This is a genomic window from Solibacillus sp. FSL K6-4121 (genome assembly GCF_038002585.1).
In the GTDB taxonomy this organism is placed as follows: Bacteria; Bacillota; Bacilli; order Bacillales_A; family Planococcaceae; genus Solibacillus; species Solibacillus faecavium.
Genome location: NZ_JBBOCS010000002.1, coordinates 1,687,644 through 1,712,337 on the forward strand (window position 1 = coordinate 1,687,644; position 24,694 = coordinate 1,712,337).

General features: G+C 37.1%; 23 protein-coding genes, 1 riboswitch and 1 other annotated feature. Of the genes, 9 read left to right on the forward strand and 14 right to left on the reverse strand.

The annotated features are described in order from the left end of the window. Positions 1–67: 67 nt before the first annotated feature. Positions 68–289 (forward strand): DeoR family transcriptional regulator, encoded by a 222-nt coding sequence (locus tag MHH95_RS18165; protein WP_008408196.1) that lies wholly within the window; start codon positions 68–70, stop codon positions 287–289. A 187-nt stretch (positions 290–476) separates the two neighbouring features. Here the strand turns inward: MHH95_RS18165 and MHH95_RS18170 are convergent, their stop codons facing one another. Further along, positions 477–1,190, reverse strand: a complete 714-nt coding sequence (locus MHH95_RS18170; RefSeq protein WP_340728721.1) for a pseudouridine synthase — start codon at positions 1,188–1,190, stop codon at positions 477–479. Positions 1,191–1,240: 50 nt separating this feature from the next. After that, a complete protein-coding gene (locus MHH95_RS18175) occupies positions 1,241–2,857 on the reverse strand; it encodes a putative polysaccharide biosynthesis protein (RefSeq protein WP_340728722.1) in 1,617 nt (538 codons plus the stop codon). 251 nt (positions 2,858–3,108) lie between these two features. On the opposite strand from MHH95_RS18175, the gene MHH95_RS18180 reads away from it, so the two are divergent. Beyond that, positions 3,109–4,371: a BaiN/RdsA family NAD(P)/FAD-dependent oxidoreductase gene (locus MHH95_RS18180; RefSeq protein ID WP_339213503.1), complete on the forward strand. Its 1,263-nt coding sequence runs from the start codon at positions 3,109–3,111 to the stop codon at positions 4,369–4,371. An 80-nt stretch (positions 4,372–4,451) separates the two neighbouring features. Beyond that, positions 4,452–5,267 carry a cysteine methyltransferase gene (locus MHH95_RS18185; protein WP_339213505.1) on the forward strand — a complete coding sequence of 272 codons (816 nt, stop codon included), beginning with the start codon at positions 4,452–4,454 and terminating at the stop codon, positions 5,265–5,267. Between the two features lie 37 nt (positions 5,268–5,304). Here MHH95_RS18185 and trhA read toward each other — a convergent pair whose 3' ends face one another. The 5 genes from trhA to MHH95_RS18210 form a co-directional block, all read right to left on the reverse strand. Next, the gene (trhA, locus tag MHH95_RS18190) at positions 5,305–5,946 is read right to left on the reverse strand and encodes a PAQR family membrane homeostasis protein TrhA (RefSeq protein WP_340728723.1); all 642 of its coding nucleotides are present in this window, start codon (positions 5,944–5,946) and stop codon (positions 5,305–5,307) included. A 186-nt stretch (positions 5,947–6,132) separates the two neighbouring features. Beyond that, positions 6,133–6,567, reverse strand: coding sequence for a CoxG family protein (locus tag MHH95_RS18195; RefSeq protein WP_340728724.1), 435 nt, complete (start codon positions 6,565–6,567; stop codon positions 6,133–6,135). Between the two features lie 85 nt (positions 6,568–6,652). Then, positions 6,653–7,189 carry a hypothetical protein gene (locus tag MHH95_RS18200; RefSeq protein ID WP_340728725.1) on the reverse strand — a complete coding sequence of 179 codons (537 nt, stop codon included), beginning with the start codon at positions 7,187–7,189 and terminating at the stop codon, positions 6,653–6,655. Between the two features lie 12 nt (positions 7,190–7,201). Beyond that, the gene (locus tag MHH95_RS18205) at positions 7,202–8,128 is read right to left on the reverse strand and encodes a hypothetical protein (protein ID WP_340728726.1); all 927 of its coding nucleotides are present in this window, start codon (positions 8,126–8,128) and stop codon (positions 7,202–7,204) included. After that, positions 8,109–8,627: a sigma-70 family RNA polymerase sigma factor gene (locus tag MHH95_RS18210; protein ID WP_340728727.1), complete on the reverse strand. Its 519-nt coding sequence runs from the start codon at positions 8,625–8,627 to the stop codon at positions 8,109–8,111. The genes MHH95_RS18205 and MHH95_RS18210 overlap by 20 nt, the downstream gene beginning before the upstream one ends. Positions 8,628–8,906: 279 nt before the next feature. On the opposite strand from MHH95_RS18210, the gene MHH95_RS18215 reads away from it, so the two are divergent. Then, positions 8,907–10,598: an HD-GYP domain-containing protein gene (locus MHH95_RS18215; RefSeq protein ID WP_340728728.1), complete on the forward strand. Its 1,692-nt coding sequence runs from the start codon at positions 8,907–8,909 to the stop codon at positions 10,596–10,598. A gap of 44 nt (positions 10,599–10,642) precedes the next feature. Here MHH95_RS18215 and leuS read toward each other — a convergent pair whose 3' ends face one another. Both leuS and MHH95_RS18225 read right to left on the reverse strand, forming a co-directional pair. Beyond that, a complete protein-coding gene (gene leuS, locus MHH95_RS18220) occupies positions 10,643–13,057 on the reverse strand; it encodes a leucine--tRNA ligase (RefSeq protein ID WP_340728729.1) in 2,415 nt (804 codons plus the stop codon). Between the two features lie 112 nt (positions 13,058–13,169). Then, positions 13,170–13,385, reverse strand: a binding site (T-box leader). A gap of 57 nt (positions 13,386–13,442) precedes the next feature. Beyond that, positions 13,443–14,606: an MDR family MFS transporter gene (locus tag MHH95_RS18225; RefSeq protein WP_340728730.1), complete on the reverse strand. Its 1,164-nt coding sequence runs from the start codon at positions 14,604–14,606 to the stop codon at positions 13,443–13,445. 126 nt (positions 14,607–14,732) lie between these two features. Here MHH95_RS18225 and MHH95_RS18230 point away from each other — a divergent pair, with 126 nt between their 5' ends. From MHH95_RS18230 to MHH95_RS18240, 3 genes are read left to right on the forward strand one after another with little or no spacing between them, the layout of a single operon-like run. After that, positions 14,733–15,689, forward strand: coding sequence for a TIGR01212 family radical SAM protein (locus MHH95_RS18230; RefSeq protein WP_340728731.1), 957 nt, complete (start codon positions 14,733–14,735; stop codon positions 15,687–15,689). Further along, entirely contained in the window at positions 15,686–16,267 is a 582-nt protein-coding gene (locus MHH95_RS18235; protein WP_191700643.1) for a tRNA (mnm(5)s(2)U34)-methyltransferase, read from the forward strand. The genes MHH95_RS18230 and MHH95_RS18235 overlap by 4 nt, the downstream gene beginning before the upstream one ends. A 41-nt stretch (positions 16,268–16,308) precedes the next feature. After that, positions 16,309–16,716, forward strand: coding sequence for a pyrimidine dimer DNA glycosylase/endonuclease V (locus tag MHH95_RS18240; RefSeq protein ID WP_340728732.1), 408 nt, complete (start codon positions 16,309–16,311; stop codon positions 16,714–16,716). Between the two features lie 66 nt (positions 16,717–16,782). On the opposite strand, the gene MHH95_RS18245 is transcribed toward MHH95_RS18240, so the two are convergent. Then, positions 16,783–18,249: an alanine/glycine:cation symporter family protein gene (locus MHH95_RS18245; protein ID WP_340728733.1), complete on the reverse strand. Its 1,467-nt coding sequence runs from the start codon at positions 18,247–18,249 to the stop codon at positions 16,783–16,785. Between the two features lie 132 nt (positions 18,250–18,381). Next, the gene (locus tag MHH95_RS18250) at positions 18,382–19,185 is read right to left on the reverse strand and encodes an alpha/beta hydrolase (RefSeq protein ID WP_191700646.1); all 804 of its coding nucleotides are present in this window, start codon (positions 19,183–19,185) and stop codon (positions 18,382–18,384) included. Between the two features lie 136 nt (positions 19,186–19,321). Here MHH95_RS18250 and MHH95_RS18255 point away from each other — a divergent pair, with 136 nt between their 5' ends. Then, positions 19,322–19,834 (forward strand): gamma carbonic anhydrase, encoded by a 513-nt coding sequence (locus tag MHH95_RS18255; RefSeq protein ID WP_191700647.1) that lies wholly within the window; start codon positions 19,322–19,324, stop codon positions 19,832–19,834. 104 nt (positions 19,835–19,938) lie between these two features. Here MHH95_RS18255 and metK read toward each other — a convergent pair whose 3' ends face one another. Beyond that, a complete protein-coding gene (gene metK, locus MHH95_RS18260) occupies positions 19,939–21,135 on the reverse strand; it encodes a methionine adenosyltransferase (RefSeq protein ID WP_340728734.1) in 1,197 nt (398 codons plus the stop codon). Positions 21,136–21,396: 261 nt separating this feature from the next. Further along, a riboswitch (SAM riboswitch) is annotated at positions 21,397–21,512 on the reverse strand. Positions 21,513–21,712: 200 nt separating this feature from the next. Here metK and pckA point away from each other — a divergent pair. Then, positions 21,713–23,299, forward strand: coding sequence for a phosphoenolpyruvate carboxykinase (ATP) (pckA, locus tag MHH95_RS18265; protein WP_191700649.1), 1,587 nt, complete (start codon positions 21,713–21,715; stop codon positions 23,297–23,299). A gap of 128 nt (positions 23,300–23,427) precedes the next feature. Here pckA and MHH95_RS18270 read toward each other — a convergent pair whose 3' ends face one another. Further along, positions 23,428–24,207, reverse strand: a complete 780-nt coding sequence (locus MHH95_RS18270; protein ID WP_340728735.1) for an alpha/beta hydrolase family protein — start codon at positions 24,205–24,207, stop codon at positions 23,428–23,430. Then, entirely contained in the window at positions 24,191–24,658 is a 468-nt protein-coding gene (locus MHH95_RS18275) for an NUDIX hydrolase (protein WP_339213528.1), read from the reverse strand. The genes MHH95_RS18270 and MHH95_RS18275 overlap by 17 nt, the downstream gene beginning before the upstream one ends. Between the last annotated feature and the right edge of the window lie 36 nt (positions 24,659–24,694).

Sequence of the window (24,694 nt, forward strand, 5' to 3'; positions counted from 1 at the left end):
GCACACATTTTGTCGTCCGCTAGTCTTATGCCATGAGAATTTAAGATCGAAGGAGTGGTTTTTAGAAATGAAACCAACTACTGATAGAATGCTTAATCGTATTAAAGACGTGTATATGTTTATCCTCAATAAAGGAGAAGTGACTACACAGGATTTAGTCGAAGAGTTTAACATCACTCCTCGCACCATTCAAAGAGATTTGAATGTGTTAGCCTTCAATGACTTGGTAATGAGTCCAAGTCGGGGTAAATGGACAACGACGAAGAAAAAAGTAAAAATGACATCTTAGAATTCTTGAAAGCGGCTGATTCTTTATTTTGTGAGAAAGGACTAATATTGTCCCAACATAACGTAAGGTGTCGATCAGTTACACAATGAAATATTAGGAACGTTTATTCTTAGTAAACGTTTATCGGTTCTTGATTGAGAGAACTAAAAAGCGAATGCCTTTTCGTCGGGGCATTCGCTTTTACTTTTTATTTATTTGCTGTTAACAGATTAAGTTCCTGTTCTGTCAGCTCACGATATTCACCTAGTGCCAGTTGCTCATCGAGTTGCAATGGTCCCATCGATAAACGTTTTAAGTACGTAACTGTTTTACCAACCGCCTCAAACATACGTTTCACTTGATGAAATTTCCCTTCCTGAATCATGAGCTCAATTTCCGATTGCTCACCTGAGTGTAGTATTTTTAATTCCCCTGGCTTTGTATGATAACCATCGTCCAGTGTAACTCCTTGTGCAAAAGTTTTAATATCCTCTTCCGTTACAACTCCGTCAATTTTGGCATAATACCATTTTGGGACATGCTTTTTTGGAGATAATAAGTTATGTGCTAAGTTCCCGTCATTCGTAATGAGCAGAAACCCTTCTGTATCTTTATCTAGACGCCCTACAGGAAAAGGCTCGAAATGCTGGAAATCCGGATCCAACAGATCAATAACTGTTTGATCATATTTATCTTCTGTTGCAGAAATAACACCAGGCGGTTTATTCATCATTAAATATATAAACTCTACATATTCTACACGTTCACCCAATACCGAAACATCCTGCTTTTCAGGATTTACATGCATCGCCGAATCCTTCACTGTAATGCCGTCTACGGTTACAGCTTTTTGCTTTAACAGTTGCTTTACTTCTTTTCGTGAGCCGTAGCCCATATTTGCCAATAATTTATCTAAACGCATAAAGTCCTCCATGTAAAAAGGGGACGCCTTTATTAGAGACGTCCACATTTTTATTTTACTAATCTTAATTTACGTGCGATTTTTGTTAGCTTATCACCTAATAAAAGCTGTGCTAACCCTAATTTATAGGATATTGTACCATAAACAATGACACCAACAGCCGCACAAACAATTGCATAAAGCAATGCTAATAGTTTTGATGTTGCAGGTGCAATTGATGATAATGCAGCATGAGTTAATGAAACAGCTAACGCCATTAAAATAGTTAAAATAATAATTAATAATATTCGGCGTACTACAACTTTCGCATTGTAGTTTGTCACTTTGTTTATAACAATAATATTAATAATTATTGTAACACCATAACCAAGCGCTGTAGCTAAAATGGCCCCATCAACAGACATCAAGTGAATAAGTGGCGTATTTAATACCGTCTTTACGAGTAAGCCAACTAATAAACTGAAAATAACCCATTTTTGATAATTGACCCCTTGCAGAATCGCGGCTGTTACAGTAAATAGTGCAAATAAAATGGCCACAGGTGCATAATGACTTAACACTTGTGTTCCCATCTCACTGTAGGAATAGAAGAAATGATATAAGTCTTCCGCTAAAATTGAGATTCCGATCGCGGCCGGTACTGTAATAAACAGTAGCACTTGATATGTTTTATCCATAGCAGAATGTACTTGCCGCAAATTGCCTTCTGTATAAAACTTCGTGACCGTTGGAATAATTGCCATTGAAAACCCTGTCGCCAATACGACTGGAATCATAACAATTTTTTGTGTTAACAAATTAAGCATCGTAAAGTAGGCTTCACTGATGTCTCCTGCTATCCCACTGGCGTTCATTGCTCGGATGAATGTCAGCAGGTCCACAAGTTGGAATAAAGAGCTTCCTAAACCAACGAATACAACAGGAATCGAATATTTGAAAATCTCTTTATACATATCTGAATAAGGAAGTCTTCGCTCTTTCGGTGCAACAACTTGAACTGCCTTAATATCAGGACGAAGCTTTTTCCAAAAATAAAACAGCGTTACAAGCCCGCCAAGCGCACCTATAAATGCAGCAAATACGGAGAAATTGATTGCTGTTATTTCATCGCCACCCATAACATTGACAACGATAAAAGCACCGCCTAGTAAAAAGACGATACGTACAATTTGCTCAACTAATTGTGAAACAGATGTCGGCAAATAATGCCCGTAACCTTGCAAATACCCCCGCACTAAACTCATGAATGGTACAACAATTAATGCATAGCTTACCCATTGAATAACATTCGCAACTTGCTCGACACTAAACGTCTGATCTTCACTATCAATTACTATATTGGCAAGAGGTGTTGCAAGTAAATTCATTAAAATAAATGCTATGATCCCTGTTAATGTCATTAGGAGAGCACCTGTTTTTACTAAACGACGACCAGCATCAAAATCACCTAATGCATTATATTTCGAAACAAATTTTGATACTGCAATTGGTAAACCCGCAATGGCAATACTTAACATAATGTTATAAGGAATGTAGGCGTAGTTGTACAAGACAATGTTTTCTTCACCTACAATGGCATAAAACGGGAAAATATAAATTAATCCTAAAAGCTTTGATAGAAACAAACCGATAGTTAATATGGCTGTTCCTTTCATTAATGAAGACATGAAATGACCTACCGTTCTATATAAAAATTCTCTTAATATACCTTTTTTTAATCGTTATATCCATTTGCGAAGTCCAATTTTATCCTCGAAAGACAAAGACGGATTGTGCTTCGCTATAGTTCCCGAACATTTCCTTTTACAAGTTTACATGTGAAAGTCCATTTACTCAAATAGTTTCTTCAATTCATGTATAATAAGTAGAAGAAAAATCGTTTAAGAAAATTTGTATAAAAGAGAGTGAGAAATAATATATGTATGATGTGATTGTAATTGGTGGCGGACCATCTGGATTAATGGCAGCTATAGCCGCAGCCGAAAAAAATAGAAAAGTACTCCTACTTGAAAAAGGTTCGAAACTTGGGAAAAAACTCGCAATTTCAGGAGGAGGACGCTGTAACGTAACAAATCGTTTATCAGCAGAAGAAATTATTAAACATATTCCTGGCAATGGTCGCTTTTTATACAGTCCTTTTACAGTTTATAACAATGAAGACATAATTGCATTTTTTGAAGGGCTTGGCGTCCCTTTAAAAGAAGAAGATCACGGTCGCATGTTCCCGGTTTCCGATCGTGCACAGGATGTTGTCGATGCACTCGTAAATGAAATGAAGCGTCTGAAAGTGGAAGTGCGCCTGCATACAGCGGTTAATAAACTTTTAATGGATGAGGAAAAAATTTATGGTGTTCGTTTGGAAAGTGGCGATGAAATCCGCGCAAATGCTGTAGTTGTAGCAGTTGGTGGGAAAGCTGTTCCACAAACGGGTTCAACCGGTGATGGTTATCCTTGGGCAGAACGTGCGGGTCATACAGTTACGACTTTATACCCGACAGAAGTACCTGTTACATCAAAGGAACCATTTATCCAATCCCGTGAATTACAAGGATTAGCATTACGAAATGTTGCTGTTTCAGTGCTTAACAAAAAAGGGAAAGTTCTCGTTACCCATCAAATGGATATGTTATTTACACACTTTGGATTAAGTGGTCCCGCAATATTACGTTGCAGTCAGTTTATAGTAAAGGAGCAGCTGAAAACCGGTAGCGCTCCTGTGCAAGTACGTATTCAGTCATTGACTGACTATAATGAAGAGACATGTTTCCAAATGTTAAATAAGACGATTAAAGATGAACCGAAAAAGGCTGTTAAAAATTTATGGAAGTCACTAGTACCAGAACGTTGGTTATTATTCTTATTGGAACGAGCCGACATTGACGCTACATTAACTGGCATTGAATTATCTCAAGAGAAAATTCGCAATCTCGCACGTGAACTTGTTGCATTTACGATGGATGTTCATGGCACCCAGCCAATCGAAAAGGCATTCGTCACAGGCGGCGGGATTTCTGTAAAGGAAATTGAACCTAAAACGATGGCTTCCAAGAAAAAGCCGGGGTTATTTTTCTGTGGGGAAATTTTAGATATTCATGGCTATACGGGCGGCTATAATATTACCTCAGCACTTGTAACTGGAAGAATAGCAGGAATGAGTGCTGGTGAAATCAAACATTTATAATTTTTATCACAAAAATACTAGTACTCCCAATAATTCCCTAGTATCATAAAAGGTATGTACACTCAGGAGGACATGATGCGATGCATAATTCCGAAACAAAACAAACAATGCTCTTTTTAGCATCAGACGAGCTTATGCAAACTCATTTGACTTGCAAAAAAATTAGCGACAGTAATAAAGATGAATTTACTTTTTCCATAAAGGCTTTTTGCTATATCGAAAAAAATGAATCCTATGCCAAAAACGTACCGTTAAAATTGACTCTCGGTTTAAATAAAAAAGGCCTAGGGATGTCACTGGCTATCGATTTAGCAAATATACCAAATGTTTTTCCAATGCAATTAAAAAAAATAATTGAGCACATTCAAAAAAGCCCGACGCTCTTACAAAGTGTATGTCAACACCTTGATAAAATTGCTGTTTCATCATCAATTGAAGAAGCTGTCCAAGCTAAACTTGCCAAACATTTTCTAATTGAAAATGCACCGCAAGGAATTACGAGCTATACAACGAATCGGCAAGCGAACCAACTCTATTGGCTTATGGACCAGAATCAAATAATTTCCAGTATAAGTCCTTTTAAAATAGATGGTGAAGGTGGACATATAGCATTTACAGTACAGATTGGCTTTAAGCATGAATTTATTATGCAATGTTATGAAGTGGAATGCATGATGCATTTATTTAATGAAGAGGACAAACTAGGCTATTATTTTGAACTGTATTTGGATCAGGAAAACTATCATCATCAGCTTTTGTACGATGCATTGCCTGATCAATTTATGGACAACAAAGTGTTTTTAAATCAAGTATTGGAAGAAATGAAAAAACGAAACGAAGAACAATATAACGATTACTTACAAGACTTAATCGAAAAATTCACAGCTAGCATCTAAAAAGAGTCAATCCGGAAAGTCGGATTGACTCTTTATTTTATACATATAAGTAAACGGCTAAAAACATTGCCACACTGCCTCCCATGACAAATAAATGCCAAATTGCATGGTTATATGGAATACGGTTATTTTTGTAGAAATACGTACCGACTGTGTAGGATAAACCACCGATTAATAAAGTAGTAAAACCAGCTATTCCTATATGCCCATATAAAGGCTTTGCTACAAAAATGATGATCCAGCCCATTCCGATATATACAAACAGTGACAACATTTTAAATCGGTGAACGAAAAATTGTTTTAGTACTATTCCGATTGTCGCCAAAATCCATTGAATGGCAAAAATAGTCCATCCTAATTTACCACCTATAGCAACTAATGCAATAGGTGTGTATGTCCCAGCAATTAATAAAAAAATAGAACTGTGATCGAGCTTTTTCAGAAATGTTTTATGTGACGGCCATGAATGATACATTGTTGATGCAAAATATAGGCAGAACATGGATATCCCAAAAATAACATAGCTAATTAACTCGATTGTCGAGCCCTGATTTTGCGCTTTATTAATAAGCATCAATGTAGCAGGGATTGTCATAACAGCCGCTATTCCATGTGTGAGGCCATTCCAAAATTCTTCCTTCGTACTATACTTACCTTGTTCAAACATGATTTGTGTCATAAAGCCACCTCTTCCTTCTTTCCAGTATAAAAAATAACAAGTACCTGTTATAGAGGTAGTTGTCATTAGTTCCATATGATAGTTATCATGATATAGCCTTTTATAAAGTGATATCCATAAAAGCTATACCCACTTATACGCAAATAAAAAACTCACCTGAACTAATTTTCCAAGTGAGTCGATTTTTTATGCTTGTATGTGACGAGCGATTTTTTCCGTTAGACGCGTTGTCACTTTTGGTAACAATACTTTTATAGCTGGATTTAATACCGCTCCGGAAAGTCCGCCTGCTGTAACTTCCACCTTACATGTCATATATGTACCACCATCTTTAGGCTCCGCTGTAAATTCACCGCCGCCTTTAAAATTATCTGAAAGACCTTTAATTTCAAATTTGATTTGAGATGGCTCGTTCATTTCTATAATTTTTATTTCAAGTTCTACTTTTTTCGTTAACCCTTTAAAATTCCCTTCGAATGTCCAGTGAGAAGTTTGGGAATCCACTTCCTTATGCTCTTTATAAGCAGGTACCAACACTGCCCATTTCTCAATTTTACTAACGAAAGCCCATACTGTTTCCTGATGCACTGGGATTTGTACTGAATGTGATGCTTGTGCCATTGTTACTACACTTCTTTCTTCATAAATCGTTAAATGATGTCATTTACTTTTCTAGTATTACATAGAAAATGTTTTGGCAACATAGTTATTTTTGCCCTTCATGCAACAATAGGGCTGCCTTTTTCAGTTCTTCGGCAGGCACATCTACTGAATATCTCGTTGCTTCCTCACTAAATGAAACATTACCGATGTTTAAAGTCATAAGAGGTACGCCTTCCAACTTCACTTCCAGTTGTGAAAAAGACTGTGGAATCCCCTCTAATTCAGCTTTCGTTGCTCTTACATGAATTTTCATCGCATAATATACTAAATCTTCTATTTCAAAACGTTCCCCAATTACTAAACTTGCTTTAGGCAAAGTGAAATTATTCTCAACCGTTTTAAATGTAATATACGTTTCGTTTCTCTTTAGAAAAGCGGCCTGTTCGTAAGTTGTAACAAAATTAATTTTGAACTCATTGCTCGATGGATAAGTTTTTTGTGTAATATTATTCGGAACTTCCTGTACAAGGCGCTCATTAAAAGGATAATCTTTTTCCACAGGATAAGGCTCCTTTGCACTCATATCTGCACTGCACCCGACAAGAAACAAAATAAGTGACATCCATATTAACTGTTTCATTTGATTCCCTCCTTAACCGAATGTGATGACTATCCATAAAAATACAGCCAATAACCCCATCCCAATCCATTCATAAATTTGTTGATTTTTCGTTTTTATCGACTTATCAAATTGATAAGATCCTACTAGCAACCCACTAGCAAATATAAAAAACAGCACACTTTTATGCATTAAATACTCATTTTCTCGCAAATAATGAGCAGATAACTGTAGTGGAATAACAATTGCAAGAAAAATCACTGTCCCTTTCCAGCTTCGCTTCTCATCTCGTTTTTGCTTTGGGATTTTTAATACAAATTTTAAAATATAAGCTAATGCGAGAATTACGCCACCCAGTATCACTATCTCCATAAAATCAAAACCCGCATCATCTATTTTTTTATCCCACACAGAATAATTTACTGCTGATGTATCTTCTAGTTTATAAAAAAGTTTTGTATGCACATCTTCAACGACATACCATCCGTCATACTTAGAAATTTTCAGTTTCAACTGCTCACCATTGGACATCACAACGAGCACATCTTTCCCTAAACCAAAACTGTAAGGTCGTTCCATTAGCTTCATATCATGTAAAAGTATATTCATATTTTGCACATCAATATCTTTTTTGAATGCATGAACTTGTGTATAATAGCTTGAATCCCGTGCAAAAAATTGATCTCTTTGGCTATATTTCGAGCTTATATAGAACTCTTCCACCGTAGCTTCTTCAATCAGCTGTTCAAACGGTGTGGCACTTTGAACAGGAGGCTCCACTTGACTAGGTCCAGCTAACAGAAGAATTAACACAACAGCACAAAACGAAACTGCTGTAAACGCATAGCGCCAGTTAAACGATCTTTTCGATGCTTTACGCAATATTCTATTTTTCATTTCGGGAGTAAATTTTTGCTCCTCTCCAATGTAGCGGTCTATTTCACCCTTCCATTTCGTCATTTAGCAGCACCTCCCATTCAATATTTACTAATAACGGCTTTAACTTTTCACGACCGCGTACAAGCCTCGTTTTAACCGTATTCTCACTCAGTTGTAAAAGCTCCGACATTTCTTTGATTTTATAATCATCATAATAATATAAAATAAGTACCTCTCTATATTTAACAGGGAGTTGCAGTAATGCCGCTACAAGTTCGGATTGTTCCTCTTCTTGAATTTTCACCTGTTCAATGGAGGGAGTAGCAAGTCTTTTAGGGAGAACATGTGCCATCTTGCGTTTCCAACTTCTTAAATAGTCATGACTTTTATGTATCGTAATTTTCACTAAATAGGTTTTTAGCGAGGAACGACCTTCAAACCGCTCTTGCTGTTTGTAATATGCTAAAAACGTATCTTGTACGACTTCCTCTGCAACTGCCCAATCTTTCACATATAAATAGGCAACACGTATGCAATATTCCCCATAGGCATCCATTACTTCTTCTAAATGTTCCGACACTGCCCCACCCCTTTCTCTTTTTCTTTATAGTCGTAATTCTTTTGGAATAAGTTTCAAATTTCTAAAATTCATTTAACGATATTGTAATTAATCCATTTCTACTGTGAATACGTTATAAACCTTTTATACTACGTTTCTGCCATGTTTTTAAAAAATATAAAGTACTTATTTATTAAATTTTTAAAAATATTCAATAAATAAATATCCAAACATTCAGAACTTTACCATATAATAATAATTATATTGTATAAATTAGATTACTTATAGGAGGTGTAACGAATGCCAAATATTGAAAAGCTCTTAATCCAGGATGTCGAGCCTGGCGATGTTCTTGCAGAAGATGTTTTTATTAACCGTACATTATTCATGAAAAAAGACAGTATTTTAACAGCAAAAGCTCTGGAATTACTAAAAAAGAAAAGCATAAAATACCTTTCCATTTATTATAAAGAAAAATCTGCAAATCCCTTTGACTTCCCAGTATCATTAGAAGATACACACATTAATTTTTCCGATAGCTCTTTAAGCGGGAACGGGGATGAATTTAACTTTTACGCTATTTTAGCAGAACTCGATATTGAAATCCGATACGGTCAACTTTTAAAAGATGAAGGAAATATTGATTATTTACAAATAATTTTTGAAGATATTTTATCTAAATCTGCAAATAAATACTGCTTGTCTCAATTGAAAAAATGGGATTATCATTCCTATTTACACAGTATCGATGTTTTTATTATTGGAACGCTATTTGCTCGCCACTTAAAAATTGAACATGTAGAAAAGCTAGCTCTGGGGTACTTGTTGCATGATATCGGAAAGTTAAAGATACCACAGCAACTCCTTCAAAAACCTGGTCGTCTTACTGCAAAGGAATTTGACCTGATGAAAAAACATACTTTATATGGCGAGGCAATTCTTAAACAAATAGGTCTATCTGATTTTTCCTATTTGGCTAAATCCCATCATGAACGTAGAAATGGTGAAGGCTATCCGGAGAGTATGCAAATAAATTCCAAGGCAGAGCTCGAACTTTTGCAAATAATCGACGTGTATTCAGCGATTACAATGAAACGTCCATACCGTGATGCAATGCGTGCTGCAGATGCATTTAGTTTACTTTATAGAGATGAAGAAAAGTATAATAGTATACTGTTAACTGAATTTGTGGATTTTATTGGCATTTACCCTGAGAATTCGATTGTATTATTATCAAATGGCCATAATGCACTTGTCCAAAAGGCAAATCCACAGTTCCCCACTTCACCAAGAGTTAAATGTATGGAAACGAACATTTCATTTCATATTTCTATAAACAACGATATTACGATTTTGAAAATGGTTGCTTATCAAACAGAGGATAAAATCGAATTATTAAATCTATTTTATAATGAGTTAGTGAGTGCAAATGTTGAAAATGCAAAAAAAACTTATTTAAAAATTGTAGATAATTTTACTATAGAAGAATATTTCACTAAAATATTTATACCTGTTTATCAGATTTTAAATTTACTGAAGATGCAAAAAGCTATTACTAATACGAAATATGAGCAAGTTGTAGAGTATATGGAACAATTAATGCAGCATAAAGTCGATGAACTGATTGAAAACGATTCATATCATGATCATGTTTTAATTCTAATTGATGACCATGTTCAAAATGATTATTTTTTCAAAGTATTTATAGGCTTAATTCATAATAATCGAATATTTCCTCATGTTATGCCGGTGCATTCCAGTCTGGAAATGATCTTAACAAAGCTTGATACACAAAACTTTTCTAGAACCTGTATCATTACGTGCGGAAATACAGATACGCTATTACTTTCATATTTACCGAATATGTATGAAATGCCGCAAAGGAAAATTGAAAAGTATTTAATTGATTTAATAGGTGACAATAAAGACAATTTTGATTTTCATTATCTTTTGGAAAGAATCGGTGTTCCATCATCAACTATAATCCATTAAAAAAAGTCTGCTCAAAATGCGAGCAGACTTTTTTGTTTTAATATTTATTTAATAACGATATTGACTAATTTCCCTGGAATAACAATTACTTTGACAACTGTTTTTCCTTCAATGAATTCTTGTACTTTGCTATCGGCTAAAGCCACTTTTTCCAAGTCTTCTTTTGAGATATCTTTTGCTACTGTTACTTTCGCACGTACTTTACCTAATACTTGAACAACTACTTCGATTTCGTCATCTACTAGTTTTGCTTCGTCATATGTTGGCCATGTAGCATACGTAATTGTGTCTTCATGTCCTAAAATTGTCCAAAGCTCTTCCGCGATATGTGGTGCGATTGGTGATAATAGTTTGACGAACCCTTTTGCATATTCAACAGGGATCACTTCCGCTTTGTAGCAATCATTAATGAATACCATCATTTGTGAAATAGCAGTGTTGAAGCGAATACCTTCATAGTCATCTGTCACTTTTTTCACAGTTTGGTGATACACTTTTTCCAATGTTGTGTCATTAGAATCTTGAATTTTTGTTGCAAGTTTTCCTTCTTCTGTTACAAATAGACGCCAAATGCGATCTAAGAAACGACGTGCTCCGTCAAGACCGTTTGTGCTCCATGCTACAGATGCTTCTAATGGACCCATGAACATTTCGTATAAACGTAATGTATCTGCACCATGTGACTCAATAATATCGTCCGGGTTTACAACGTTCCCTTTTGATTTCGACATCTTTTCGTTACCTTCACCTAAAATCATCCCTTGGTTGAATAATTTTTGGAATGGTTCCTTCGTATGCACAACACCTAAATCGTAAAGGACTTTATGCCAGAAGCGCGCGTACAGTAAGTGAAGTACAGCATGCTCTGCACCACCGATATAAATATCAACTGGTAACCAGCGCTTTAGTAATTCAGGATCTGCAAGTGCCTGATCGTTTTTCGGATCGATATAGCGTAAGAAGTACCATGAAGAACCGGCCCATTGAGGCATTGTATTCGTTTCACGACGACCTTTTTTACCTGTTACAGGATCAACTACATTTACCCATTCTTCAATATTTGCCAGTGGTGATTCTCCTGTACCTGAAGGACGGATGTTTGTTGTTTTTGGTAATTCTAATGGCAGCTCTTCTACAGGAATTGTTGTCATTGTGCCATCTTCCCAGTGAATTACTGGGATTGGCTCGCCCCAATAACGTTGGCGGCTGAATAACCAGTCACGTAGACGGTAAGTAATTTTCTTTTCCCCTACGCCATTTTCTACTAACCAATCAATCGCTGCCTTAATGCCATCTTCTTTATTTAAGCCATTTAGGAATTCAGAGTTAATATGTGCACCATCCCCGACGAAGGCCTCGATTTCGATATCTCCACCTTCAAGTACTTGGACGATTTCTAAATTAAACTCTTTTGCGAATTCGTAGTCACGCTCATCATGTGCTGGAACAGCCATAATTGCACCTGTACCGTATGTTGACAATACATAATCTGCAATCCAGATTGGCACTTCTTTGCCGTTGATTGGATTTACTGCATATGCACCAGTGAATACACCTGTTTTTTCTTTTGCTAAATCTGTACGCTCAAGGTCAGATTTTAATGATACTTTCTCTAAGTATGCTTCTACCGTTGCACGTTGCTCTGGAGTAGTTATTTCAGCTACTAGTTTATGTTCTGGTGCCAATACACAATAAGTAGCACCGAATAAAGTATCAGGGCGTGTAGTAAATACTTCGAATCCTTTGTCTGTACCAGCCACTGTGAATTTCACTTGAGCTCCTTCAGAACGACCAATCCAGTTACGTTGCATTTCTTTAATCGATTCCGGCCAATCAACATCGACTAAATCATCAACTAGACGGTCTGCGTATTTCGTAATGCGCAGTACCCATTGTCGCATCGGACGACGTACTACAGGGTGACCACCGCGCTCAGAAAGTCCGTCGATTACTTCTTCGTTTGCAAGAACTGTACCTAAAGCTTCACACCAGTTCACGGCAACTTCATCAACATAAGCTAAATCCATTTCCACTAATTTTGTGAAAATCCATTGTGTCCATTTGTAATAAGACGGATCTGTTGTATTAATTTCACGGTCCCAGTCATAAGAGAAACCTAGTTCATTAATTTGACGTTTAAATGTTTCAATGTTTTTTGCCGTAAATTCAGCAGGGTCATTCCCCGTGTCTAATGCGTATTGCTCTGCTGGTAAACCAAATGCATCCCATCCCATTGGATGAAGAACATTATAGCCTTGCATACGTTTAAAACGAGATAAAATATCTGTCGCTGTATAGCCCTCAGGGTGTCCTACGTGTAGACCGGCACCCGATGGATATGGGAACATATCCAAAGCATAAAATTTTGGTTTATCCACTTCATTTTCCGTTTTGAATGTTTTATTTTCATCCCAAAACGCTTGCCACTTTTTCTCAATCTCTTGATGATTAAAACTCACAATAACTCCTCCTTTAAACTCATTCTTGCTGTGGTTTATGTATTGTAGGCGTATTATCCATGATTTAACAGAATATTTAAAAAATAAAAAAATCCCGTCCCATCTTATGATAAGAAGGGACGAGAGGTTATTTTTACTCCCGCGGTACCACCCAAATTAGTGACACAGCACTCAGCTTCATTTCTTAACGCGAATACACGGCCTTAGCTACTAAACATTTCACTAAAGCAAACTCCGAGGCGAGTTCAATTTGACACTTACCAGCTTCCACCATCCGCTGGCTCTCTATAAAGTGAGTCCATCTACTATTCCTCATCACAGTCAAAATTATTATTTCATTCATTTTAACTAATTCCACAGAAAAGTACAAGTAGCTGTTTTATGATTATACTTTTCTTAATACACGATCATATAGCAGACATGGAATAATTGCCAAAACTATAAGAATCGATAAAATCATCATGAGCATTTGCATGCCATATAAGTCCACCATTAAACCACCAAATACAGGTCCAATCATTCGCCCGATTGTTGTTGCACTGTTCACTAGCCCTTGATAAAAGCCTTCTTGACCTTGTGGAGCCAGCTTGTTGGCAATCATCGGGATAATCGGTGTAAAGAATACTTCCCCGAATGTTAAAATGACCATAGCCGCTGCAAACATTTTAAAATCCTGCGCAAAATAAACGACACCAAATGAGATCGACATAAGTACTAAACCTAGTGTTAATTGATGTTTTATTTTATTTTCCCAGCGTGTGACAAGCGGTTTAATAATTGGCTGGATCGCCACTATCATAAAACCATTGATTGTCCAAAGCAAACTATATTGGGACAAGCTCATCCCCAATCCTTGCGTATATGAAGAAATCGTTGCACTCCACTGTGAGTAGCTTAACCAACATACTACGAGAGATATACTTAAAATCCCTATAGCGATTATAGGTGCTTTATTTCTTTGTTTGCCTTCATCACTCGATAAGGACTTCGTTGTGATCCTATTGTTATCAAAACGCTTGTACGTAGTTATGACAAGAACGAAAAATAGTGCATAGAAAAATAAATTCGCACTAAACACATAATCAAACTTTATATCCGCGACTAATCCTGCTAACGCTGGTCCAATGGCAACTCCAACGTTATTTGCCAAGAAAATCGCATTAAAGGCTCTGCGTCCTCCCTCAGGCCAGGCACTTCCTGCAATGGCGTAAATAGCCGGATACACTATTCCCCCGCTAAAGCCCATCATCGCCAAAAATATAATGTATTGTGGCCAATCATGCCAAATAGTGAGAAGCGAAATTGAAAATAAATTAAGTACTACTCCTATCAAAATTGCTTTATAGCCACCTAATCTATCGAATAAATATCCACCTACTAGATTCCCAAAAACACCCGCCAATGAATTGAGCATCAGAACAATGCCCGCTGTAGTCAATGATTTTCCTAAATGATCATGAATATAGATACTATTTAAAGGCCATAAAAATGAATTCCCGACCGTATTTACGAATGTGCCAATAATTAAAAACCAGACTTGTTTCGGCACTGAATTTCCTCCTTCAACATTTGCTCAAATAACAAGTGTATTCTTTCGCATAAAAATGTACAAGAAAAAAATTTTCTATTAGGTTCTGTCCATGTTAGAATAATACGTTAGAGGAGTGAACAACGAATGACTGAAACAAATTTTCCTTTCCCTTCCGACGGGAAACGTTATTATACATGGAATCGCTATTTACGAAATGAATTTGGAAAGAAAGTATATAAAGTCGCATTAGATGCTGGCTTCGATTGCCCAAACCGTGACGGTACGGTCGCTTTTGGTGGCTGTACGTTTTGTTCTGCTGCAGGTTCAGGTGACTTTGCAGGTAGTAAAGTAGATCCGATCCCTGTACAATTCGAAAAAATCAAAGCTAAAATGGAGAACAAATGGAAAGACGGCTTAACGATGGCGTACTTCCAAGCGTACACAAATACACATGCCCCACTTGAAGTATTAAAAGAGAAGTTCGAAGCAGCACTTGCCTGTGAAGGAGTAATGGGTATTTCTATCGCAACACGTCCCGATTGCCTGCCAGATGATGTCGTAGAATATTTGGCTGAATTAAATGAGCGCACTTATTTATGGGTAGAGCTAGGATTACAGACAGTCCATGAAAAAACAGCCAACTTAATTAACCGCGCACATGATTATGCGACATATGTGGAGGGTCTTAATAAACTGCGTAAGCACGGCATACGTGTCGTAACACATATTATTAACGGATTGCCTTTAGAGGATTACGATATGATGATGGAAACAGCAAGTGAAGTGGCTAAACTAGATGTACAAGGTATCAAAATCCATCTGCTCCATCTTTTAAAAGGGACACCTCTTGTGAAACAATACGAAAAAGGTATGCTGGAGTTTATGGAAAAAGATGCATATGTTCAGCTTGTAGCAGATCAGCTTGAAATTCTTCCACCTGAAATGATTGTCCACCGTATAACAGGCGATGGTCCGATTGATTTAATGATTGGTCCAATGTGGTCTGTAAACAAATGGGAAGTACTTAATGGAATCGATGCAGAGTTGGAAAGACGTGGCTCGTATCAAGGAAAGTACTATAAGGCGGAAATTGCAAAATGATATTAGAACGTGTTATTCAATATGCTCAAACTTTATTGAAAAAATCGGTCTCAGAAGGTGAAATTGCCGTAGACGCAACAGCAGGTAATGGACATGACACACTTTTTTTAGCAAACCTTGTAGGGGACAATGGCTATGTGTATGCGTTTGATGTGCAAAAGGAAGCGGTTGATGCCACACTACACCGTCTACTCGACAACGCACTTGAGCACCGGGCAATTGTGTTAAAGGACGGGCATGAAAATGTAGCCAAATATATAAATAAACCTGTTGCTGCAGCCATCTTTAATCTAGGCTACCTGCCTGGCAGTAATCATGAAATTATTACCCGGCCTAATACAACAATTCAGGCAATCGAAAGTCTTCTAACATTATTGAAAATTGGTGGAGTTATTGTATTAGTTGTATATTATGGACATGAAGGCGGCAAAGATGAACGTAACGAAGTAATTGAATTTGTCAGTAATTTACCTCAAAAGCATGTACATGTTTTGCGCTATGAATTTATGAATCAAAAAAATGACCCACCATTTATTATAGCATTGGAAAAAGTAAAAGAATTTCCGAAAGAGGGCTAAGTTTTCTTAGCTCTTTTTTATCTAGTAATGAGGTGAATATTATGCGTTTATGGCACACCGAGCTCATCCCATTTATCCCGAAAAGCCAATTACTTGCCCAATGGCGGGAATTAAATAGTATCTTCGCTAAGGAAGATAACCATATATTAATTAATTATGTATATGATTACCCGAAAGAGGATTTGTTTATTTACACACAAATTGTACTGAAAGAAATGCAGGCACGTAATATTACAGTTCGTACTATTGATAAAATGGAGCGCTATTTTGCAGGGGTTACAGTTTCCCAGCACTACACACCTTTCAAAAACCATCATAACGATGAATATTTAACAATCTGTTATTACAATTTATATGAAAAATATATACGTGGACAAAAGGATTTTTCAGCAGAACAATTTGATGCATTACAACTTTATTTTTGCGCGAAAAAAAGAGAGTACAAATAATCATTTGTTCACTTAATAAGTTTTTCACATATAAAAAGAAGCAACCTATTAGGCTGCTCCTTTTTTCTATTTATCTTCCTTCTTATATGTCTCCCAGAAATCTGCATTTTTAATACCGAGTTTTATTGGATCAAACACCGGGTCTTTTCCTTCTTTTTTCTGTTGCTCATAGTCTTTTAAAGCAATGAGCGCAGGTTTCATGATGAATAATAGCATGATGACGTTAATCCAAACTGTTAATCCTAGCCCTACGTCACCGAATGCCCAAGCTAAATCCGATGTTTTTACAGTGCCGTAGAATGCAGAACCCAATAATATAAACTTCATCAGGAATATCCCTATTCTTCTAGCATTACCATTTAGCATATACGAAACATTTGTTTCCGCAATGTAGTAGTATGCCATTAATGTAGTGAAGGCGAAGAAGAATAATGAAATTGCCACAAACCCAGAACCAAAGTTATTTAAAGATGGGAACGCGTCATTTACCGCTGCTTGGGTAAAGCCTGAATACGTAATCGTCTCATCCATTTTTGCTTCGATTAATGGACCATCTTGGCTACCATCATGTACGTTGTATGTACCCATGAATAAAATCATCAATGCTGTTGCAGAACATACTAATAGTGTATCAATATATACTGATGCAGCTTGAACTAGACCTTGTTTTACAGGATGTGATACTTCAGCTGCGGCTGCAGGATGTGCACCTGTACCTTGACCAGCTTCGTTTGAGTAGATTGCTCGTTTTACACCCCAGAAAATCGCACTCCCGATCATCCCGCCAAATACAGCATCTGTTGCAAAGGCACTACGGAAGATTAAAGCAAATACATCTGGCACAGCTGTAATATTCATAATAATAATAATACCCGCTACCAATAAATAAGCTAATGCCATAAATGGTACTAAAATTTGCGCAGCATTTGCAATACGCTTAACACCACCAAAAATAATAACCGCTAATAAAAGAATTGTAACTAAACCAGTAACCCAAGGCTCAATTCCAAAAGCATTGTCTACTGCTCCAGCAATCGCATTTGCCTGAACACCTGGCATTAAAAATGCCACAGAGGCAATCATCGCAATTGCAAAAATAACACCTAAGGCACGAATACCTGTTGTCTTTTCAATATAGAATGCTGGACCACCGCGGTATTGGCCATCTTTCTTTTCTTTGTAGATTTGTGCTAATGTCGATTCCATATATGCTGTTGATGCTCCAATAAATGCAGTAACCCACATCCAGAACACCGCACCAGGACCACCGAACGCGATTGCTGTAGCAGTACCAACGATATTACCTGTACCAACACGGCCCGACAAAGCAATGGACAATGCCTGGAACGAAGATACACCTGCTTCTGACTTCTCTCCTTTAAACATTAACTTGAACATGTCTCCAATTAATCGGACTTGTGCAAATTTTGTCAGGATTGAAAAGAACAAGCCTACAATTAAAATACCGTAAATCATTACTGGACCCCATAGAATATTATTGGCCCATCCTACAAAATCATTAATAAAATCCATATTTTACCCCCTTGTTGAACTATTGTATTAATTAGAAATTTAGTATATTACAAATATTCTAAAATTTCGATATATTTTTTACTGAAATTTTTAAAAAAACCTAACAAAAGTCGAATTTTGTTAGGTTTTTCATTATTCTACTATATAACCAAGGTCTCTTAAGACATTATTAATAAAATCAATTGTGTATCGGAAAACATCCTCACGTTCCACTTCAAAAAACAAACTATGCAGGCATCCATTCCATTGTTTATAGTGGAATTCTGAAAGAGTTTGTTCCATCAGCCACCTTTTAGAAGTACTAATATCCGTTATTTTATCATTTTCCCCGGTCATTAGTAACAGTGGAATATCAGGGAATTTATTTTCAGGATCACGGATTGTTCGCGTCATATGTTGCCAATCCCGATACCATTTAACAGTCACCATACTATTTAACGGTAACTGCTCCTTTAACTCCATTAATACATCCGTATTACGTGTGAAATATTGTATACTCAATTCATGTTTTAATTTCACATTCGATGTTATTGCACTAAAGCTTGATAATGCATTGGATAATTTTCCCGGTGCTAATTTAAAATGAAGCCACGGCGATGTTAAGACAACACCCGCGCATTCTATTTTATTTTTCTGAAGTACGTATGTTGCTATAGATGCACCTAATCCATTGCCTACAATAAATAGAGGCAAATTATATTCTAGGGCAACTTTTAATAACACTTTTGTATAATTATAGTATTCTTCAAAATTCTCATCATGATATCTTGCATATTTTCCTTGCTCACCATGCCCAGGTAAATCCCCCATTACTACATGAAAGCGAGCACTTCTGAATTTTTCGATTAACCATGCGTACCACCGATGCTGTTCATATGCACTATGAAGAATAACGACTACGGCTTTTGGCTGCTGCTCTGTTTCCCATTTCCACATGGTCAATCCTCCTTACTTAAAACAGTCTGCTATAATTTATTATATAAAGTTAAGAGATGTTAATTGAAAATTAATAGTGATTTGATACGATTACATTAGCTCTTATACATTCTATAAAAGAAATGAGGAATTGAACATGATATACCCTTATAAAGATAAATCACCAACTATTCACCCAACTGCCTACATTGCTGATTATGCAACAATAACAGGCGATGTGACAATAGGGGAAAATACTTCCATTTGGTTTAATACAGTCATACGCGGCGATGTGAATAAAACAATCATTGGAGATCGTGTTAGTATTCAGGATTTAAGTTGTCTTCACCAAAGCCCTGCAGCTCCACTCATTATTGAAGATGAAGTTACAGTAGGTCATCAAGTAACATTACATAGCTGTACAATAAGAAAACGCGCTTTAATCGGCATGGGTTCCATCATTTTGGATGGTGCAGAAATAGGCGAAGGAGCATTTATTGGTGCAGGTAGTCTCGTACCACCTGGAAAAGTAATTCCTCCCAATTCACTTGCTATGGGGCGCCCAGCAAAAGTTGTACGTGAAGTAAATGCAGAGGACCGGGCAGATATGGATCGCATAATTAATGAATACGTAGCGAAGGGACAATATTATAAATCATTGCAGAAGTAACATTCCGCTATCAATCCAATTACTTACAATATAAAGGAAGGAAGTATTATTTTTCATTATAATAGAAAAGGAGCCGTCCATTTAAATGAACGCTCCTTCTTTCTTTAAATTCCGGCTTTTTCTTTAAGTTCTGCCGCTTTATCTGTATTTTCCCATGGTACATTGATGTCAGTACGACCGAAGTGTCCATATGCTGCTGTTTGTTTATAGATTGGACGGCGTAAATCCAACATTTTAATAATTCCTGCTGGGCGTAAATCAAATAGCTCTCGAACCCATTCTACGATTTTGGAAGATTCTACTTTACCAGTTCCGAATGTATCTACCGCAATTGATACTGGTTGTGCAACACCGATTGCATAAGCCAATTGAACTTCAGCACGATCCGCTAAGCCTGCAGCAACGATGTTTTTTGCGACATAACGAGCTGCATATGCTGCTGAACGGTCCACTTTCGTTGCATCCTTACCAGAGAATGCACCACCACCGTGACGTGCGTAACCACCGTACGTATCTACGATAATTTTACGACCTGTTAGACCAGCATCTCCTTTTGGACCACCAATTACGAATCGACCTGTTGGATTAATGAAATATTTAGTTGCTTCATCTAATAACTCAGAAGGAACTACTGGTTTAATAACATGTTCTTTAATATCCGTTTGAATTTGCTCCAATGTCGCTTCTTCATCATGCTGTGTTGAAATAACGATTGTATCCACACGAACAGGCTCATTGTTTTCATCGTATTCGATTGTTACTTGTGTTTTACCATCCGGACGTAAATATTCTAATTCCCCTGATTTACGCACTTCTGTTAAACGACGAGCTAATTTATGAGCTAAAGAAATAGGCATCGGCATAAGTTCCGGTGTTTCATTACATGCGTAGCCGAACATTAAACCTTGGTCTCCAGCACCGATTGCTTCTAATTGATCTTCTGTCATAGAACCTTCACGCGCTTCTAAAGCCTGATCTACACCTTGTGCAATATCCGGTGATTGTTCACCAACTGCAACAAGTACCGCTAAGTTCTCTGCGTCAAAACCATATTTTCCGCGCGTATAGCCAATCTCTGCTACCGTATCACGGATAATACCTTTCATATCTACATAAGTAGAAGTTGTAATTTCACCAGATACTAATACTAAGCCTGTTGTTACCGTAGTTTCACAAGCTACACGTGCATTTGGATCTGCTGCTAAAATTGCGTCTAAAATGGCATCCGAAATTTGATCGCAAATTTTATCTGGATGTCCTTCCGTTACACTTTCTGATGTAAACAGTCGACGATTTTTCATGTCATTTCCTCCTAATTCACTTTGGCAATTGTTTTTATTGATACGGTACTCATTACCCATGTCCGTTATATTGCGTCTTACACCGTGGCATAGTAGCATTATTAACGTCAAGCTTTATTTGCTTTAACACGAGGGTCTGAAAGGCTGTAACTATATAATTTTCGCTCAATACGAAATTGTAAATTCAAATAAAAAAATCCTTTCACTCATAACCGTGTTCATCACACGTGAGGAAAGGATATTACGTTTCGTTACCTTTCACTCTTATCGTTCAAGGGAAATTTTGCCCTTGCATCAGGTTGGCACCAACACGTATAAAATATACGCAGGTTGCCGGGTTTCATAGGGCCTGCCCCTCCACCAGCTCGGGATAAGAGTATCCGTTCAATTACACATCCTACATAAAAAAATAAGTGCTGTCAATAAATTTTGTCTGATTTTAAACAGTTAAAAATTCCACAAAAAAATAATTCATAATTAGTATAGATTATATCCTTCAATGTGTTATACTATTTTTGAATTAATAACAACTCCCCTACTATAAGGGAATACTATAAAAAAGGATGGTATTTAATAGATGAATTCGGTAGAAATTGCTAACGAGCTGAAAGAACTTTTAAACGGGGAAAACATCAAAACTCAATTATCTGTTCCACAATTAGTTGAAAAAGCTACATCACGTGGAGAAGCAATGTTAACTGTTGATGGCGCATTACGTGCTGAAACAGGTAAATATACTGGTCGATCACCTAAAGATAAATATATCGTTGAAGAGGAAAACTCTAAAGATAAAATTGATTGGGGTAAAGTTAACCGTCCTATCTCTTCAGAAGTATTTGATAAGCTTTATGTCAAAGTTGTAAACTACCTAAAAGAACGCGATGAATTATTTGTATTCAACGGTTTTGCGGGTGCTGACAAAGACTCTCAATTATCGATTAAAGTAATTAACGAATATGCTTGGCATAACCTATTCTGTCATCAATTATTCATCCGTCCTACAGCAGAAGAATTAGCTGCACATGTTGCTGACTTTACAATTGTTTCTGCTCCAAACTTTAAAGCAGATCCTGAAGTAGATGGAACTGGTTCGGAAACATTTATTATAACATCAATTGAAAAGAAAATCATCTTAATCGGTGGTACTGAATATGCTGGCGAAATGAAAAAATCAATTTTCGGGATTATGAACTATTTATTGCCTGAACAAGGTATTTTCCCAATGCACTGCTCAGCTAACGTTGGCGAAAAAGGCGACGTTGCCCTGTTCTTCGGTTTATCAGGTACTGGTAAAACAACTTTATCAGCGGATTGCGACCGCAAATTAATCGGGGATGATGAACACGGTTGGTCTGATAATGGTGTTTTCAACATTGAGGGTGGATGCTATGCAAAAACAATTAACCTCTCTGCTGAAAATGAGCCGGAAATTTACAATGCAATCCGCTTCGGTTCTGTATTGGAAAATGTAGCGGTTGATTCAGAATCACGCATTTGTGACTACGACGATGGATCTTTAACAGAAAATACTCGTGTTGCATACCCAATCGATTATATTGATAACATCGTATTACCATCAGTAGCAGGTCACCCAAACACAATTGTCTTCTTAACAGCGGACGCGTTTGGCGTACTACCTCCTATTTCAAAATTAACGAAGGAGCAAGCGATGTACCACTTCTTAAGTGGCTTCACTTCAAAATTAGCAGGTACAGAGCGTGGTGTTACTGAGCCAGAGCCAGTGTTCTCTACATGCTTCGGTTCACCATTCCTTCCACTTCCTGCAACAGTCTATGCAGATCAATTAGGTAAGAAAATTGACGAGCATGGTTCACAAGTGTTCTTAGTGAACACGGGTTGGACAGGAGGAGAATACGGTGTAGGTAGTCGTATGAAACTTGCTTATACTCGTACAATGGTACGCGCTGCCATTAACGGTGAATTAGACAATGTTGAAACGACACAAGATGGAGTATTTGGTTTAAATATTCCTGTAGCTATTGAAGGAGTACCTTCTAGCGTATTAAATCCACGTGCTGCATGGGCTGATACTGCTGCATACGATAAAAAGGCTACTGAACTTGCAGAGCTATTTAAAAACAACTTCACAAAATTCGCTGATGTTGATGAAGCTATCGTGAAAAAAGGCGGTCCATTAGTATAAATTACTAATGTTTAGCTCGACATATTGTTTGACGATATAGTCTGCACTAATACTACGACGTCAAACTTAAAAATATATCATAGTAAAAGGGATGTAGCGTATTTCCACGCTACATCCCTTTTTTGGATTTACTGTTGTTTCATCCAGTCATTAATTTTTTTTACTGTTTCTCTATTCAGATTTGGCGGGTAATGATGTTTCAGCCTAGATGAATACCATGTCTCAACTTGTTTACCTTTATCTTTCAAATAACGCTCCAATTGATAGGCATGTTCAATATTAACATGTTGATCTTCTGCCCCATGTATAATTAATACTGGTGATTGAACGTTTTCAATATTGTATAAAGGCGTACGGCTTTCATAGTTTTCTGGTACTTTATTAGGAGTTCCTCCCACTATTCTTTTTAATCCACGACGCATGTCGATTCGATCCCAATAGGTCGCTGTTGCATCTGAGACGCCAGCCCATGTTACGACAGATTTTACATCATCACGTAATATTGCTGTCCACAACGCCATTAAGCCTCCTCGAGAAAAACCAAACAAATTCACTTTTTTAACAGGGGTAAATTGTTTCAGTACTTCTACACCAAAAACTGCATCATACCGGTCTTGCCCCCCAAATTCGTCTTTTCCTTCTCCCCCACGATTTCCACGATAATAGGGTGCAAACACGATAAATCCATGCATTGCAAACTGGGCGATACGGGCAGGTCTAACCATACCGATTGATTGTAGTCCACCACGTAAATATAAAAGGGCTTCATACTGCCCCTGTACTTTAGGACGCGCCAGCAACCCCTTTACACGCAGTCCTTGAGACCAATATGTCACTTCATCTAAACGGACATGCGGATTCGGAGAGGGATATTGATGCATTGATAAAATTTCACCATTTGCGTTCATAATTATTCACTTCCTGCAGCATCTTTTTCATACCTGCATCTCGCATATAAAAGCTTAAATTTGGCTGTTGCCAAAGTTCCTCTTCCGTTAACCATAAAATGCCTTCTGTTTCAAAGTCTCCTACAAAGGGTTCGATATCTTTTACTTTTGCTGTAAAAACTGCCTTACAAAATGGAATAGTATCATGAACAATATAGTAGGCGAACCATTTAACATCATCTATTATTACATTGGCTTCCTCATATACTTCTCGGATAGCTGCCTGCACTAATGTTTCACCGGGCTCCTGCTTTCCTCCAGGAAACTCTACGCCACGTCGATGATGTATTGTGCACAACCATTTCCCCTCGTATTGTACAAGAGCCAGGACATGCTTAGGCTCTATTTCAAAAGGTCCTTCATCAAATCTTAAATCTACCGGTAATCCATTCTCATCAATAAATCTAAACATTTTCGCTCAACTCCTATTACTAGTTTAGCGAACAGA

Coding starts and splice junctions, on each gene's coding strand:
- MHH95_RS18165 (WP_008408196.1), top strand. CDS start 68: ATGAAACCAACTACTGATAGAATGCTTAATCGTATTAAAGACGTGTAT.
- MHH95_RS18170 (WP_340728721.1), bottom strand. CDS start 1,190: ATGCGTTTAGATAAATTATTGGCAAATATGGGCTACGGCTCACGAAAA.
- MHH95_RS18175 (WP_340728722.1), bottom strand. CDS start 2,857: ATGTCTTCATTAATGAAAGGAACAGCCATATTAACTATCGGTTTGTTT.
- MHH95_RS18180 (WP_339213503.1), top strand. CDS start 3,109: ATGTATGATGTGATTGTAATTGGTGGCGGACCATCTGGATTAATGGCA.
- MHH95_RS18185 (WP_339213505.1), top strand. CDS start 4,452: ATGCATAATTCCGAAACAAAACAAACAATGCTCTTTTTAGCATCAGAC.
- trhA (WP_340728723.1), bottom strand. CDS start 5,946: ATGACACAAATCATGTTTGAACAAGGTAAGTATAGTACGAAGGAAGAA.
- MHH95_RS18195 (WP_340728724.1), bottom strand. CDS start 6,567: ATGGCACAAGCATCACATTCAGTACAAATCCCAGTGCATCAGGAAACA.
- MHH95_RS18200 (WP_340728725.1), bottom strand. CDS start 7,189: ATGAAACAGTTAATATGGATGTCACTTATTTTGTTTCTTGTCGGGTGC.
- MHH95_RS18205 (WP_340728726.1), bottom strand. CDS start 8,128: ATGACGAAATGGAAGGGTGAAATAGACCGCTACATTGGAGAGGAGCAA.
- MHH95_RS18215 (WP_340728728.1), top strand. CDS start 8,907: ATGCCAAATATTGAAAAGCTCTTAATCCAGGATGTCGAGCCTGGCGAT.
- MHH95_RS18230 (WP_340728731.1), top strand. CDS start 14,733: ATGACTGAAACAAATTTTCCTTTCCCTTCCGACGGGAAACGTTATTAT.
- MHH95_RS18235 (WP_191700643.1), top strand. CDS start 15,686: ATGATATTAGAACGTGTTATTCAATATGCTCAAACTTTATTGAAAAAA.
- MHH95_RS18240 (WP_340728732.1), top strand. CDS start 16,309: ATGCGTTTATGGCACACCGAGCTCATCCCATTTATCCCGAAAAGCCAA.
- MHH95_RS18245 (WP_340728733.1), bottom strand. CDS start 18,249: ATGGATTTTATTAATGATTTTGTAGGATGGGCCAATAATATTCTATGG.
- MHH95_RS18250 (WP_191700646.1), bottom strand. CDS start 19,185: ATGTGGAAATGGGAAACAGAGCAGCAGCCAAAAGCCGTAGTCGTTATT.
- MHH95_RS18255 (WP_191700647.1), top strand. CDS start 19,322: ATGATATACCCTTATAAAGATAAATCACCAACTATTCACCCAACTGCC.
- metK (WP_340728734.1), bottom strand. CDS start 21,135: ATGAAAAATCGTCGACTGTTTACATCAGAAAGTGTAACGGAAGGACAT.
- pckA (WP_191700649.1), top strand. CDS start 21,713: ATGAATTCGGTAGAAATTGCTAACGAGCTGAAAGAACTTTTAAACGGG.
- MHH95_RS18270 (WP_340728735.1), bottom strand. CDS start 24,207: ATGAACGCAAATGGTGAAATTTTATCAATGCATCAATATCCCTCTCCG.
- MHH95_RS18275 (WP_339213528.1), bottom strand. CDS start 24,658: ATGTTTAGATTTATTGATGAGAATGGATTACCGGTAGATTTAAGATTT.